We start from the raw sequence: 13,942 nt of genomic DNA on the forward strand, positions 1-13,942 counted from the left end.
TCTCGGTAGTCGGGCACAATTACTCGCGTTGCTCGCGGTGACGTGCCTCGAGTTCCCGGTACCGGTCGTCGTCTCGCACTCGCTCGAGCCAGACGTCGTAGACGAGTGCGGCGTCTCGTTTGTCGCTGTCAGCCCAGTAGACCGGCTCTCGTTGCTCGCCGTTCTCGTACTTCTGCCCGCCGGGGTACCTCGCGTAACGCATCGCTCGCGTATACCCCATCTGCAGGTACTTCCTGGCCATGTCCATCCCGACGAAATCGTCGTCCTCTCTGTATCGCTTGAACTGCCGATAGATCGCCTCTCCGCTTTCGTCGGCCGTTTCGCGGTCGGCGTACCCCCACAGCGACAGGAGTTCGGACTTGTAGGGCTGGACCTTGAATACGCCTTCCTCGCCACGACCGATCTCGTACCGTTCCGGATGGGCGCGATAGTCCACGTCGTGAGCGACGTCGTCGCGGACGTGTGGCGGTGCGTTCTCGTCCTGCGGAGAGTCGCTGGTCACGGGTGCGTTTCGACCGGGAACGCCTTCGAGGTGTCGCCGGCGCCCCTCTCGGCAGTCAGGCATTCGTCTGGACGAGACCGCTGAATCCCTTCAGGGTCCTACCTCTGCAGGAAGTCGCGCCGCGTTCGTCGCGAGTTGCTTCGATCGGCGAATCTTCTCGGACGTAGCCGTGAGCCGTCGCTACTCGAGTGTCGGGGTACGGATACCAGTGGCCGCGAAAAACGGCTACCGATCGTCGTCCGTTCCTCGTTTCCAGATGTCTGGCGATTCTCCGTTGGGTGGCGTGTGCGAGATCTCTTTCATCGTCTGTGTCATGGTACTACCTGGCAGTGTTCACCATATATACCTTTCCAGGGGACGTCCCTAGAATCTTATTAGCATATAAGGATTGCAGGCAGGAATCGACGTTCGGTTGACTCGGCCGCCAGTCACCCGTATCGCCGGCTCGTCGTTGTTTCCGCTTCGTACAGGAACGAAGGCTCTGGTCCGTACACTTTTGCTGATCGTCAGCACAGTATGAACATGGATCAGGTCGTCGAGGAGTTCGAGTGGTTCGCTGACTGGGCCAATGGCGTCACACCACTCTACGAGCGACTCGCCCGTCAGACCGCTCGAGAGAACTCCCTCCTCGAAATCGCAGCGGAGGCGCCCTCGAGTCAACCAGCGCCGAATCTGCTCTTCGGTGCCGTCCACGCGCTTCTGTTAGCGGGCGTCGATCACCCACTGGTGGAGTTTTACCCGACCTGTACCGACGACGCGGTCGACCCGACTACACGGGACCCGTTCCCGGCATTTCGGGAGTTTTGCCTGTCACACGAGGACCGAATCCGGGAAATCGTCGGCTCACGGCGCGTCCAGACGAACGAGGTCGGACGATCCGCAGTCCTCTTTCCGGCGTTCAAATCCGCCGTCGACCGCGGTGCAGCGACGCCGATTGCGCTCGTCGAAATCGGTACCAGTGCCGGACTCAACCTGTACTGGGATCGGTTCCGGTACGAGTACGAGGGATACGCGGCCTGCGGTGATCCGGAGTCGCCGGTGACGATCGAAACGACCGTTCGCGGCGATGGTGTTCCGCCACGATGGGATCGACCCCCCGAAATCGCCCGTCGCGTCGGTATCGACGTCAACCCCCTAGACGTCACCGACCCGGCCGACGCGCGCTGGCTACGGGCGCTCGTTATCCCGGACCAGGCCCAGCGATTCGAACGGCTCGACGACGCTATCGAGCTGGTCGCGGACGATCCCCCGCAGCTGGTCGCCGGCGACGCGCTCGAGGTACTCCCGGACGTCCTGTCCGAGATTCCCGACCGGTTCGACGTCTTCGTGTTCAGCACCCTCGTGCTCTACCAGCTTGACGACCACGAGATCGAGACGCTTCGAGACCTACTGATCAAGCAGAGCCAGCGCCGGACTGTCCACTGGTTTTCGAACGACCCGTCCCGGGAGGAGACACCGCCGACGTATCGGTACGTCTCGTTCGCCGACGGGCAGCGGACGCGACGGCTCGCAAAGTACAAAGCCCACGGCGAGTGGATCCGATGGCTCGCCGACTCCAGCACCTGACGGACTTCGACTCGCGATTCTGGATTCGTCGGCTATCTATTCCCACTCCTCGCGAAGGATTCCGTACAGAATCCCGTCCCGGTACTCGCCGTCGACGAAGGCATTCATACGAAGTCGTCCCTCCTGCTCGAAGCCAAGCGACTCGAGTAGCCCGCGCGAGGCCTCGTTGTGCTCGAACGCCTTCGCCTTCACCGTCGGCGTGTCGTACGACCGGAAGACGTAATCGACGAGCAACGCAGCGGCTTCCCTGCCGTACCCTTCGCCCTGTACCCCCGAACGGAGCCAGAAGCCGACTCGCGGGTTTCGAGTCCACTCCGAGACTGAGACGACACCGACCCGACGAACGTCGTCCGTGTCGACCGGTCCCGGCTCACCCGGGTCGTCGAGACAGACCAGCAGGATCGTGACGTTGTCGTCCTCGAGGGTCTTCTCGAGTTCGTCACGGCTCCGGACTTTCGAGTTCCCGGTTAGATGTCGGATTTCGGGATCGCCAGCGCCGTGTTGCAAGACGTCTACGTCTTCGCTCTCGAGCGTTCGGAGGGTGATTCGCTCCCCACGTTTGACGATTGCGCCAGCCATACTCGCACAACCACAGCTATTGACATGTGCGTTCCGGTAAAACTGCTGCAGTTGGCGGCCGCACGTGGTACCGACGAGGGGGACGTGTCCTCGAGTCATCGATGGGCGCGAGGATTCTCGAGTCGTCGAACCGCCTACTCGTCCTCGTTTTCGTCGTCCTCCTGTGCCTCGACCGCCACCTCACCGACCATCTCGGTTTCGTGGACGCTACACAGATACTGGACCATCTCGTCGGTAACTTCGTCGATCTCGAGCGTCTCCGTCTCGCCTTCCTCGTCCATCAGGTCGGTCTCGTAGTCGTCGACGACTCCGTAGGTATCGTCCCGGATCTCGAGGTTGTGCTCCTCGCCGTCGCCGTTCTCCCAGGTGATCTCGTAAGACTCGCCTTCCAGCAGGAGCAGCGTTGGGTTTTCTTCGTCGGCGATCGCCTCGGGTTCGACGCCGGTCCACCCGTCCGTAGTTCCCTCGAGGAGGATTTCCTGATCGGGATCGATCGGTTCGTCTTCGTCGTCGTTCTCTTCGTCTTCTTCGTCTTCGTCGTTCTCTTCGTCGTCATCCGCAGCCGCTTCGTCCTCCTCGTCGTCGTTTTCGGCTTCGGGCTCGTCTTCGTCCGCTGCAGGCTCGTCCTCTTCCGGTGTCTCTTCTTCGGGATCCTCGTCGGCACAGCCGGCGAGCAATGCCGTGATGCCAGCAGCGCCAGCCACTTCGATTATGCGTCGACGGGTCGTACTGTCACCTTCGGGCATGACAGTACGTCACGTCTCGAGCCGCCTAAGCGAAATCCCGGAAACTGCCGAGTTGGGCGTTCCGCAGTTTCCATTTCACCGCTGGTGGCGCGACTCTTTGGGACTCGAGAACGAAACCAGGATTCAGCCGATTGGTAATCTATTTGTCTGGTCGAGTGTCGTCTGGTCGGTACGCTCATAACGAATACGTTCGTACTGTCGAGCACTCGAAATGAGAGTCGACCGATCCGAGATTCGAGATGGGCTCGCGGCGACCTGGCCGTTCTTGCTCTCGCATCACCTCCCCTCGGAGTGGTACCGATGTTACTCGCCGCACGTATTCGGGCGGCAAGTCCACATCTGTGCACGCTGTCTCGGGGTGTATCCCGGAATCGCGGTCGGACTTGCCACCTACTTCGTCGCGTTTCCGTCGACCGCTTCGGTAGTACTCACCGCAGTTCTCCCGCTGCCGGCCCTGGTGGACTGGACGCTCACCACCTTTACAGACCGTCGTGGTTACAACGTCGTCCGCACGGTAACTGGTGGATTGCTCGGCTTCGCGTACGGAATCGGTCTATTGGCTGTCTTGCTCGAGTTCGATCTTCGCATTATTGTCGTGGGGATCGCCTACGCAATAATAGCCAGCGTGTTGATATATTTCGACCAGAACGGAAAGTAATATATAGGTAATATTTTATATTGGCTGTGACAATCAGGCGATAGCATGAAACACTGCATCAACTGTGGCGAAGAGATCAAAGCGGAAGCGGAACTGTGTGGAAACTGTGGTGTCAACCAGAACGCATCGCTCGAGGGTGGACACGGCGATCGGGACGCAAACGAGAAGTACTGTACGGACTGTGGCTCGCTGATCGCGAAGCAGGCCGAGGTCTGCCCCGAGTGTGGCGTTCGACAGGCTTCCCACGGTGCCGGCGGCAGTTCCGGCAGTTCGGACAAGGTCGTCGCGAGTATCTTTGCACTCTTCCTCGGTGGACTCGGCGCCCACAAGTTCTACCAGGGCAACGTGAAGTACGGCGTGCTGTATCTGTGTTTCTTCTGGACGTTCATCCCTGCACTTCTCGCGTTCGTCGAGGCGATTCTCATGCTGGTCTCGGACGACGCCGAGTACGAACAGCAGTACGCCGACGGCAGCATCCTCGGCAAGATTTAGAGCGGCTCTGAACGTCGTCGGTCCGTTTTTTGTCGACCGTCGAGAACCGTCGTGAGTTGTCGGACCCCAGTAGACGACCGAATCCAGGTAGTCTACCGCAAATCCGCGAATTACTCGGCTGCCGGCAGCGTAAACGAGAACGTCGAGCCGTCACCGGGGTTGCTCTCGACCCATATCTCTCCGTCGTGGCGTTCGACGATACGCTCACAGAGTGCGAGACCGATACCCGTTCCTTCGTGTTCCTCGTGGCTGTGGAGTCGATCGAATACGGAGAATATCCGCTCCTGGTCCTCCGGGTCGATCCCGATGCCGTCGTCGTGGACGGAGATCACCCACTGTCCACCCTGCGATTTCGCGTCGACGTGGACGCACGGCAGATCGTCACCGCTGTAGGTGATCGCGTTACTGAGCAGGTTCTGGAAGACCTGTCGTACTTGACTGGCGTCTCCCATCACGTCCGGTAACTGCTCGCTCGTAATTTCGGCGTCGCTCTCTTCGATCTGTAGCTGCAAGTCCTCCACTGCATCGGTTAGCACCTCGTCCAGGTCGATCGGCTCGAACGACTCGCCGCGCGTTTCCACACGGGAGTACTCGAGTAACGCGTCGATCATTGCGCGCATCCGCTCGGCGCCGTCGACCGCGAACCCGATGAACTCCTCGCCGTCCTCGTCGAGTTCGTCCCCGTACCGACGCTCGAGCAACTGGAGATAGCTCGTCACCATCCGCAGCGGCTCTTGCAGGTCGTGGGAGGCCGCGTACGCGAACTGTTCGAGTCGTTCGTTCGACTCCCTGAGTTCGATTTCCAGCCGTTTTCGTTCGGTGATGTCGGAGATGATTCCCTCGAGCGTAACGGGAGTTCCGTCGTCGTCGAAGATGCCGCGACCGTGTGACCGCACCCACCGTCTCTCGCCGTCGGCGGTCTCGATGCGGTAGGCCACCGAGAACGTATCCCGCTCGGCGAGGGATTGCTGGACCTCTTCCCACACCTCCTCGCGATCGTCCTCGAGGACGACGTCGTCACCGTAGGAGACGTCACCAGTTTCCAGCGATTCGGGATCGTAGCCGGTGATTTCGCGGCAGGCGTCGCTGACGAACTCCATAGGCCAGCTCCGGTCGTTGCGACACCGATAGACCATGCCGGGAACGTTGTCCATCAGCGTCTCGAGCTGGCGCTCGTACTCGCGGCGTTCGGTGATGTCGGTCAGAGTGACGACGGCGCGACTCACGTTCCCGCCTGCGTCCCGGACCGGCATGCCGTGTTCCATGATGATCCGCTGTTCGTCGTCGAACGTCTCGATCTCGTAGATGTTCGGCTCCGTCACCTCCTCGCCCTGTAGCACCTGGTACATCGTCCAGTCCTCGGGCTCGACCGGTTCGCCGGTCTCGGCCCACACCGCCGAGTACTTCTCGTACTCCTCGACGGACTCCGCATCGAAGACATCGCCACCCCAGATCTCTCGTGCCGTCTCGTTCGCTCTGATCAACGACCCGTCCGCGTCCGCGACTACGGCACCGACGGGCAACACCTGAAACAGCGTCTCGAGCTGGCGCTGTTGCTTCTCGAGTTCGAGTTCGGCCTGCTTCCGTTCGGTGATGTCGGCCAATGCGCCGGGGAACGCGACCGGATTACCGTCGTCGTCGCACTCGACGTGGCCGCGTCCCACGACCCAGCGGAGTTCCCCGTCGGCGTTCCAGACGCGGTACTCCTCCTCGTACTCGCCGCCGGATTCGACGGCCTCCTGGATCTTTCGCTCGACGCGGTCGCGGTCGGCCTCGTGGATCGACGAGAGGATTCGCTCGAGGGACACTCCCTCTCGGGCCGCGTCCGGATCGACGCCGAAGGTTCTGGCGAACGACGCGCCGGTGACGAACCGGTCTTCATCGATTTTCCACTCCCAGGTGCCGACCGCACCGGCTTCCGTCGCCGCCTCGAGTTGTGCCTTGGCGTCTTCCAGGTACTGCTCGCGCTCCTTGCGTTCGGTGACGTCCCGGAAGTAGACCGAGATCCCGGTCTCGGAGGGGTAGAGGTTCGCCTCGACCCAGAAATCGAGTGTGTCGTAGTACAGTTCGTAACTGGTCGCTTCCTGCTGCTCGAGTGCCGTATGGAAGGCGTCCCACACTTCATCGAGATCGGTGAGGTCGGGGAACACGTCCCAGAGCCGTTCGCCGAGCAGGTCGTCTTCGGAGTGCTGGAGGAGTTCTTCGGCCCGTTCGTTGACGTGCGTGAATCGGAACTCCTCGTCGACCGCATAGAAAGCGTCGGAGATCCGGCCGAAGAGACGCTGGAGTTCGCTCTCCAGTTCCTGCTCGCGCTCGCGCCAGTCGGTCATATCGCGAGTCACCTTCAGATAACCGCTGTGTGTCCCGTCGTCGTCGGAGATCGGCGTAATCGTCACGTTCGCCCAGAACTGCCTTCCATCCTCTCTGACGCGCCAGCCCTCGTCCTCGACGGAGCCGTCCTCGAGTGCCCGCTCGAGATTTCGCTCGGGAACGCCCGCTTCTCGATCCTCGTCGGTGTAGAACGTCGAGAAGTGTTCGCCGAGGATCTCGTCGCAGTCGTAGCCTTTGATCCGTTTTGCGCCGCTGTTCCAGCTGACGACGTGTCCGTCGGCGTCTAACCGGAAGATAGCGTACTCTTCGACGGCGTCGACCAGCGACTGGAACTCCGCTCTGCTCTCCTGCAGGGCTCCTTCCGACTCCTTCCGGTCGGTGATATCGTAGTACAGTTCGATCCGGCCGCCGTCGTACTGTCCCGACTCGATCGGTTTGCTGTGGTGTTCGAGCCATCGCTCCTCGAGGTCGAGTTCGTTGTCGCCGACGATCCGACACTCGAAGCGTTCGCTGTCGGCGTTGTCGTCGTACGTCGGGAGGACGGTGTCGGCAAACCGGTCGGGATCGGCGACCCTGTCTTTGACCGTTTCCTCGATCAACGCTCGCTTGTCGCGACCGACGACCTCGCTTCGGTCGAGACCGAAGTACTCCTCGACTGTCTCGTCGATCCACGCGACGTCGAAGTTCTCGTCGAGGACGAAAACACCGATGTTGGCCTCGTCTAACACGTTCCTGACAGATCTGTGCGATTCTCGTGCCGAATCGAGTGTCTTCCGTCGCTGTTGCCGTTCGGTCAGTTCTCGAGCGACGCCGATCGTGCCCTCGAACTCGCCGTCGGCCACGAGGAGGTTGACTCGGAGTTCACACGGAACCGTGTCACCACCGGCAGTCTGGATGCCGAGTTCGAACGTGGCTATATCGGTCCCGCCTGCCTTCAGTTGTGTGTGGATTTCGTCCTGGATCGTTTCGATATCGTCGTCGTCGAGCACGAGTGAGACGTGTTCGCCGACGAGTTCGTCGCGAGCGTACCCAGTCAGTTCGACGATTACCTCGTTGACCGCGACGAAGTTTCCCTCGGCATCGAGCTGGTAGATGCCGTCGTCGATCGTGTTGACGAGCGTTCGGTATCGCTGTCGTGCCACGTCCCCGTCGACATCCCCCCAAAATCCCTCTTCAGTGGCATCCGCTCGTGTACTCATACTCACGTAATCGCTGCTAAAACGGATAAACCCCGTGACGACCGTCGTTTGCCTTCCAGTGCTCTCGAACGACACTCGAATTTCTGGCATGCGCCACAGACAGCGACCGGGGAGACGCTGGCAACGGCGACCACTGGCTTCCGACGATCCGTACTCGAGGGGGCGAACGACCGAGCCGACCGGCTCGAGAATACGTTGACGGCCGTTACACGGGAGACGAGCGAGGTTTCGATCGGCAGCGCCTGCAAGTGTCGAGAGCGTTTACTCGTCGTTCGATATCGAACCGTTTCTGTCCAGAATGCTGCTATTGCAGGTCGATAATGGGCATGGATACGGTGATCTCCCGGTACCGATCGGAAACTACGGCTCGTCGGCGACGGGAAGCGTAAACGAGAACGTCGACCCTTCGCCGGGTTCGCTGGTCACCCAGATATCGCCACCGTGCCGTTCGACGATCCGCTCGCAGAGAGCGAGCCCGATTCCAGCGCCGTCGTACTCCTCCTGGCTGTGCAGGCGGTCGAAGACGGTGAATATACGCTCTTGATCCTCCGGATCGATCCCGATCCCGGAGTCGCGAACCGAGAGCACCCACTCCCTGCCGCGACGCGTCACCGTGACGTCGACCTCGGGTGGTTCGTCGCCACTGTAGGTGATCGCGTTACTGAGCAGGTTCTGGAAGACCTGCCGTAACTGGCTGGCGTCTCCCTCGACCCGGGGCAGTTCTGCGGTCGTAACCTCGGCGTCGTTCTCTTCGAGCTGGAACTGCAGGTCCTCGAGCACCTCCTCGAGGACGCCGTCGAGTGCGACCGGTTCGAACGGATCACCTCCCGTCTCCACCCGCGAGTACTCGAGCAGCCCATCGATCATCTCCCGCATTCGTTCGGCACCGTCGACCGCGAACCCGAGAAACTCCTCGGCGTCCCCGTCGAGCTGGTCGCCGTACCGACTCTCGAGAAGCCGGAGATAGCTCGTCACCATCCGCAACGGCTCCTGGAGGTCGTGGGAAGCGGCGTAGGCGAACTGCTCGAGCCGTTCGTTCGACTCCTCGAGGGCTCGCTCGCGCTGTTTTCGCTCGAGTTCGTACGTCACCCACTGGCTCATCAGGTGGTGGAAGGTTCGTTCCGCGTCGGAGAACTCCTGATCACGAGATTCCGTCGACACGAAGAAAAACGTTCGATCCGGTGCGTTCTCGAGTTCGATACGCGTCCCGAGATACGTCTGCACGCCGAACTCCTCGTAGGCGAGCGTGTTCCCGAATCCACAGTGTACCGGATCGACGACGTTGGCTATCCCATCGCCGTCGACCGTCGACCGACAGTACGTCTCCGAAAGCGGGGCTTGCGCTCCAGGCCTGAGCTGTTCGTGGTTGCCGTGGACGGCCTCGACTTCGAACGAGTCGGTCGACGGATCAACCCTCGCCAGTCCACCCAACTCGAGGTCGAACCGCTCACACCCGAGTTCGAAGAGGTCGTCCAGTTTCTCTTCGAACGAACGGACAGGATCGCCGGCAATCTCGTTTTGCCGCTGGAGGTGCTGGCGCTGGTGCTCGAGTTCGGCACGCGCTTCCGTCCGATCGAGCAGCGTCCCCATCATCCGATCGATCTCGCGTTCCGGCTGATCGGGCCCGAAGAACTCCTCGGGCGGCGTGTAGTAGAAGTTCTGGCAGACAGTGTTCTCGTAGACCAGATGCGGATGCGTCTTGATGATATCGCGGATAATCTCCGGCGGGAACCGCTCGCGATTGTACTGACAGAGCGCGATCCCGTTCGCGTCCGGCAACACCTCGTTGAGTTTCCCCTCGTACTCGACGAGTTTCTCGAGCGGCGGATCGTCGCCGAACACCCAGGTCATCTCACCAATGATCCTGACCCCCTCGTACGCGTCAGCCCCTTCCTCGATCGTCTCCGAGATGAACGCGATCATCTCGTCCGGATCGAACGCCCCGTTCCTGAGATACGACTCCTGTGCCGTGTACATCACGAGCGCACCCGACTCGAGCGCCGTCTCGACGTCGACGCCTTGCTCGCGAAGCGCGTCGAGAATCTCCTCGGTATCGTTCTCGTCCGCGATGTACACACACCGCTCCCCCCGCTCGAGACCGTGTTCGATGTACGGGATCGCCGTCGCGAACTGCTCGGCCTGCGAGTTGTAGATCGACGCGAGATGGTCGTGTGACTCGTGCTCCTCGAGCGATTCTACGGGGCCCGAAAACGCCGGGCTCTCCTGAAGCGCCTCGAGGCCGCTCTCGAGGCCAAGGACGTTGGTTTCGACGGTTTCTCTGGGTTGACTCATATGGGGACTATGACAAGGTGGTAAATCGTCCGGGATCGCTCGCAATTCGCGTCAGGTGACCTTGCCCACACCTGCCCGATTTCTCCCGTCGTCGCTACTACTCGAGACTGGATGCAGCGTCATAAGCACGGCGGTGAAATACCTGTTGGAGTTCTTGAGATGCTCGATACGAGTAGTATGAGGCGTTCTGGCTGAAGTCTCTCTGCCCTCTCAAATCAACCCTATTTGAACTTATTGTGAGACGGTCCTGCCCGTTCGATTCGCTCACCGCGCAGGCTACAGCTCATAGGAACTCAACCGGGCATCGTCGACGATTTGCGCCGCTCGCGAGTTTGCTCGCGGCGCAGAATAGTGGACTCGCCGGGAGTCACGCGAGCGAAGCGAGTGTGACTACGGGGAGTCCACGACTGAACGAGCGAAGCGAGTGTGACTACGGGGAGTCCACGACTGAACGAGCGAAGCGACGTGAAGAAGTGGACTCGCCGGGATTTGAACCCATTGTGAGACGGTCGCCTCACTTCGTTCGGCGCTGCGACTCACAGGGCTTCAAATCCGGGCTTCGACGACGATTTGCGCGGCTCACGAGTTTGTGAGCCGCGCAAGAATAGTGGACTCGCCGGGATTTGAACCCGGGGCCTCTCCCATGCCAAGGGAGTGATCTACCTCTGATCTACGAGCCCTCGTTCGCAACTATCGATTTCACGCACTCGAGTATAAACCCCACGAATTCACCCGGCGCTGTGCGGGAGTCTCTGGCACGCCGACCCGCCACCGAGCCGGTTACGCAACGCTTTAGTTCGTCGTAGTGATAGGCCAGGTGGGAAGCGCACGGCCGCAAATCTGACTCGTCACCGTTCGGTGGCTTGGGATTGCGGAAGTGCATCGCCAGTCGTCGGTGTCCGGCGACTGGCACACTATCGTGCGGTCAGTGCGGTTCCTATCCTCGAACAATGGCACGAATGCATACTCGCCGTCGTGGCTCGTCCGGTTCGGACAAGCCGACGGCAGACGAACCTCCGGAGTGGAGCGACGTCGACCCCGAAGATATCGAATCGCGGGTCGTCGAACTGGCAGAGCAGGGCTACGATCCCAGTCAGATCGGGATCAAGCTGCGTGACGAAGGCGTCACCGGCACGCCCATCCCGGACGTCAAGCTGGCGACCGGGAAGAAGATCACCGAGATTCTCGAGGAGAACGACGCCGACCCCGAGATTCCCGAGGATCTGCGGAACCTGATGAAACGTGCCGTGCGACTGCGCGAGCACGTCCAGCAGAACCAGCAGGACTACCAGAACAAGCGAGCCCTGCAGAACACGGAGTCGAAAGTCCGTCGACTCGTCGACTACTACCGTGGCGACGAACTCGAGCCGGACTTCACGTACTCCTACGAACAGGCCAAGGACCTGCTCGACGACGTCTAAGCTAGTTCCAGATGTCCACCGACAGTCGCCCCGTCGAATCGACGACCGCCACACCCGGCCTCGAGAGCGCCGCGTTCGTTCGCCTCGTAACGCGATCGGACGGTGACGCCTTGGCCGCGAGTGGTATCGTCGCGCGGGCGCTTGCGGAACGGAACACGCCGTTCCAGGTAACTGTCGGCCGAACGGTCGCGGACCGAACGGACCGCGCTCGGGCCGGCGAGGAGGGCGATCTGACGCTCGCCGTCGGCGCAACGGACGCGGACGTGCCGCGACTCGACGCGGACGATCGACCCGCGACGCTCGCGGCCGTCGATCAGGTCCGCGAACTCGGCGTCACTCCGGATCCCGTGCTCGCGCTCGCCGGACTCGTCGCCGCTGGCGTCGAACCCGGCGCAGGCGAGAGCGAGTGGGTCTTAGAGACCGCGCAGGACCGTAACCTGGTCGACCGACGGCCGGGCGTCGCGGTACCGACCGCGGACCCGATCGACGGCGTCGCACATTCGACACGACTGTGCGGGCCGTGGTCGGGCGACCTCGAGGCGACCCGTGAGGCGCTCGCCTCGAGCGTCGATCTCGAGTCCGACCTCGAGCAGGAGGACCGCCGCGCGATCGCTTCGGCAGTCGCACTCGACGTCGTCGGTGACGACGAGGCGACCGAGACCGCAGCCAGCGCGATCCGGCGCGGACTGAAACCCTACGCGACGACCGGATCCGACGCGCCGTTCGCCACCGTCGGCGGCTACGCCGACGTGCTCGAGGCGACGGCCCGGACGGAACCCGGCACCGGCGTCGCGCTCGCGATGGGTCACGACGCTCGCGATCCGGCACTCGCGGCCTGGCGCGAGCACGGTCGTCGCGCACACGAGGCACTCGAGTCGGCCTCGACTGGCCGGTACGACGGGTTGTTCGTCGTCGGGATCGACGACGGCCCCGTCGAGGCGGTCGCTCGTATCGCCGTCGCGTACCGCTCGCCGGAACCGGTCGTGCTCGCGGTCGCCGCCGACGGTGGCGAGGCCGCGATCGCGACCCAGGACGACGATCCGCTGGGTGCGACCGTCGAACGAATCGCTCGCGAACTCGAGTCCGACGCAGAGGGCGTCGAGTACGACGTCGGTCGTCGTCGGGGCTACCTGCGGTACGATCCCGGCCTCGAGCGATCGACGGTCGTCACGACAGTGAGGGAGCTTCTATGAGTCGGCGAGCGACGATCCGGACGGAACACGGCGACGCCGAACTCGTCGCGCGGGCGCTCGAGCCCGACAACACCGACGAGATGGAGACGACCGTCGACGCGGAGTCGAGCGCAGTCGTCACCCGGATCGAACGCGAGACGACGAGTGGACTCCAGTCGACGGTCGACGACTACGTGGTCAATCTGGACGTAGCGATCGACGTCGCGAACGCAGCCGAACAGCACGGACGACCGACGGACGCGGGACCTGCGTCCGATACAGAACCTACCAACAACAATGAGTGAACGATCAGTTTCACGCGCGAAACAGGAGAAGCGGTGGTACACCGTGCTCGCCCCGGAGCAGTTCGACCGGGAGGAGCTCGGCGAGACCCCCGCTGACGAACCGGAAAAGCTCTACGAACGAACTATCGAGACGACGCTCGGCGACCTGAAGGGAGCCGCAAGCGAGAACAACACGAAGCTCACCTTCAAGATCAACGACGTCGGCAGCGACACGGCCTACACGGAGTTCAAGGAACACTCCCTGACCCGTGACTACCTGCGCTCGCTGGTCCGCCGCGGTGCCTCGAAGATCGAGGCCTACGTCACCGTCCTCACGACGGACGACTACCGCGTCCAGATCCAGCCCGTCGCCTTCACGACCAAGAAGGCCGACGCGAGCCAGGAGAAGGCGATCCGCGAGGAGATGGTCGCGATGATCGAGGAAGCCGCTGCCGAACGCACCTTCGAAGAGCTGATCGACAGCGTCGTCGAAGGCCGACTCTCCTCGGCGATCTACGGCGAAGCCAAGACGATCTATCCGCTTCGCCGCGTCGAAATCCAGAAGGCGACCCTCGAGGCCCACCCCGAGGAAGTCGCCGAAGAGGAAGCGACGGCCGTCGACGTCGACGAAGAAGACGTCGCAGCCGACTAACGTTCCCGTATCGCACGTTCGGTTTCGATTTTTGGGATCGCGTCTCGA

At 61.9% G+C, this 13,942-nt stretch carries 12 protein-coding genes and 1 tRNA gene; 7 read left to right on the forward strand and 6 right to left on the reverse strand.

Annotation, left to right across the window (positions count from 1 at the left end; translation table 11 throughout):
• Window positions 1-19: 19 nt before the first annotated feature.
• Window positions 20-565: a DUF4385 family protein gene (locus BLR35_RS03720; protein WP_090377562.1), complete on the reverse strand. Its 546-nt coding sequence runs from the start codon at window positions 563-565 to the stop codon at window positions 20-22.
• A gap of 459 nt (window positions 566-1,024) precedes the next feature.
• Between BLR35_RS03720 and BLR35_RS03725 the strand changes: the two genes are divergently transcribed.
• The gene (locus BLR35_RS03725) at window positions 1,025-2,068 is read left to right on the forward strand and encodes a DUF2332 domain-containing protein (protein WP_090377565.1); all 1,044 of its coding nucleotides are present in this window, start codon (window positions 1,025-1,027) and stop codon (window positions 2,066-2,068) included.
• A gap of 36 nt (window positions 2,069-2,104) precedes the next feature.
• Here BLR35_RS03725 and BLR35_RS03730 read toward each other — a convergent pair whose 3' ends face one another.
• Together BLR35_RS03730 and BLR35_RS03735 are read right to left on the reverse strand one after the other, a co-directional pair.
• Complete coding sequence (locus BLR35_RS03730) at window positions 2,105-2,647, reverse strand: GNAT family N-acetyltransferase (RefSeq protein ID WP_090377568.1); 543 nt, start codon at window positions 2,645-2,647, stop codon at window positions 2,105-2,107.
• Window positions 2,648-2,781: 134 nt separating this feature from the next.
• Window positions 2,782-3,393, reverse strand: coding sequence for a cupredoxin domain-containing protein (locus BLR35_RS03735; RefSeq protein WP_090377571.1), 612 nt, complete (start codon window positions 3,391-3,393; stop codon window positions 2,782-2,784).
• 211 nt (window positions 3,394-3,604) lie between these two features.
• On the opposite strand from BLR35_RS03735, the gene BLR35_RS03740 reads away from it, so the two are divergent.
• Window positions 3,605-4,051: a DUF2085 domain-containing protein gene (locus tag BLR35_RS03740; protein WP_090377574.1), complete on the forward strand. Its 447-nt coding sequence runs from the start codon at window positions 3,605-3,607 to the stop codon at window positions 4,049-4,051.
• A gap of 45 nt (window positions 4,052-4,096) precedes the next feature.
• Window positions 4,097-4,543 carry a TM2 domain-containing protein gene (locus BLR35_RS03745; protein WP_090377577.1) on the forward strand — a complete coding sequence of 149 codons (447 nt, stop codon included), beginning with the start codon at window positions 4,097-4,099 and terminating at the stop codon, window positions 4,541-4,543.
• Window positions 4,544-4,653: 110 nt separating this feature from the next.
• On the opposite strand, the gene BLR35_RS03750 is transcribed toward BLR35_RS03745, so the two are convergent.
• The 3 genes from BLR35_RS03750 to BLR35_RS03760 form a co-directional block, all read right to left on the reverse strand.
• The gene (locus BLR35_RS03750; protein WP_090377580.1) at window positions 4,654-8,073 is read right to left on the reverse strand and encodes a PAS domain S-box protein; all 3,420 of its coding nucleotides are present in this window, start codon (window positions 8,071-8,073) and stop codon (window positions 4,654-4,656) included.
• Between the two features lie 360 nt (window positions 8,074-8,433).
• Entirely contained in the window at window positions 8,434-10,365 is a 1,932-nt protein-coding gene (locus BLR35_RS03755; RefSeq protein WP_090377583.1) for an MEDS domain-containing protein, read from the reverse strand.
• A gap of 608 nt (window positions 10,366-10,973) precedes the next feature.
• A tRNA-Ala gene (locus tag BLR35_RS03760) sits at window positions 10,974-11,045 on the reverse strand.
• Between the two features lie 270 nt (window positions 11,046-11,315).
• Between BLR35_RS03760 and BLR35_RS03765 the strand changes: the two genes are divergently transcribed.
• From BLR35_RS03765 to BLR35_RS03780, 4 genes are read left to right on the forward strand one after another with little or no spacing between them, the layout of a single operon-like run.
• The gene (locus BLR35_RS03765) at window positions 11,316-11,786 is read left to right on the forward strand and encodes a 30S ribosomal protein S15 (protein ID WP_090377586.1); all 471 of its coding nucleotides are present in this window, start codon (window positions 11,316-11,318) and stop codon (window positions 11,784-11,786) included.
• 11 nt (window positions 11,787-11,797) lie between these two features.
• Window positions 11,798-12,979 (forward strand): exonuclease, encoded by a 1,182-nt coding sequence (locus tag BLR35_RS03770; protein WP_090377589.1) that lies wholly within the window; start codon window positions 11,798-11,800, stop codon window positions 12,977-12,979.
• Window positions 12,976-13,263 carry a KEOPS complex subunit Pcc1 gene (locus tag BLR35_RS03775; RefSeq protein WP_090377591.1) on the forward strand — a complete coding sequence of 96 codons (288 nt, stop codon included), beginning with the start codon at window positions 12,976-12,978 and terminating at the stop codon, window positions 13,261-13,263. The genes BLR35_RS03770 and BLR35_RS03775 overlap by 4 nt, the downstream gene beginning before the upstream one ends.
• Window positions 13,256-13,894 (forward strand): 30S ribosomal protein S3ae, encoded by a 639-nt coding sequence (locus BLR35_RS03780; RefSeq protein ID WP_090377594.1) that lies wholly within the window; start codon window positions 13,256-13,258, stop codon window positions 13,892-13,894. Before BLR35_RS03775 ends, BLR35_RS03780 begins: the two co-directional genes overlap by 8 nt.
• The last annotated feature ends 48 nt before the right edge of the window (window positions 13,895-13,942 follow it).

Origin of the sequence: Natronobacterium texcoconense (assembly GCF_900104065.1) — an archaeon.
GTDB lineage: Archaea > Halobacteriota > Halobacteria > Halobacteriales > Natrialbaceae > Natronobacterium > Natronobacterium texcoconense.

Bases quoted from the DNA above. Each gene is read 5' to 3' on its own strand.
- BLR35_RS03720 (WP_090377562.1), bottom strand. From the start codon at position 565: ATGCCTGACTGCCGAGAGGGGCGCCGGCGACACCTCGAAGGCGTTCCC.
- BLR35_RS03725 (WP_090377565.1), top strand. From the start codon at position 1,025: ATGGATCAGGTCGTCGAGGAGTTCGAGTGGTTCGCTGACTGGGCCAAT.
- BLR35_RS03730 (WP_090377568.1), bottom strand. From the start codon at position 2,647: ATGGCTGGCGCAATCGTCAAACGTGGGGAGCGAATCACCCTCCGAACG.
- BLR35_RS03735 (WP_090377571.1), bottom strand. From the start codon at position 3,393: ATGCCCGAAGGTGACAGTACGACCCGTCGACGCATAATCGAAGTGGCT.
- BLR35_RS03740 (WP_090377574.1), top strand. From the start codon at position 3,605: ATGAGAGTCGACCGATCCGAGATTCGAGATGGGCTCGCGGCGACCTGG.
- BLR35_RS03745 (WP_090377577.1), top strand. From the start codon at position 4,097: ATGAAACACTGCATCAACTGTGGCGAAGAGATCAAAGCGGAAGCGGAA.
- BLR35_RS03750 (WP_090377580.1), bottom strand. From the start codon at position 8,073: ATGAGTACACGAGCGGATGCCACTGAAGAGGGATTTTGGGGGGATGTC.
- BLR35_RS03755 (WP_090377583.1), bottom strand. From the start codon at position 10,365: ATGAGTCAACCCAGAGAAACCGTCGAAACCAACGTCCTTGGCCTCGAG.
- BLR35_RS03765 (WP_090377586.1), top strand. From the start codon at position 11,316: ATGGCACGAATGCATACTCGCCGTCGTGGCTCGTCCGGTTCGGACAAG.
- BLR35_RS03770 (WP_090377589.1), top strand. From the start codon at position 11,798: ATGTCCACCGACAGTCGCCCCGTCGAATCGACGACCGCCACACCCGGC.
- BLR35_RS03775 (WP_090377591.1), top strand. From the start codon at position 12,976: ATGAGTCGGCGAGCGACGATCCGGACGGAACACGGCGACGCCGAACTC.
- BLR35_RS03780 (WP_090377594.1), top strand. From the start codon at position 13,256: ATGAGTGAACGATCAGTTTCACGCGCGAAACAGGAGAAGCGGTGGTAC.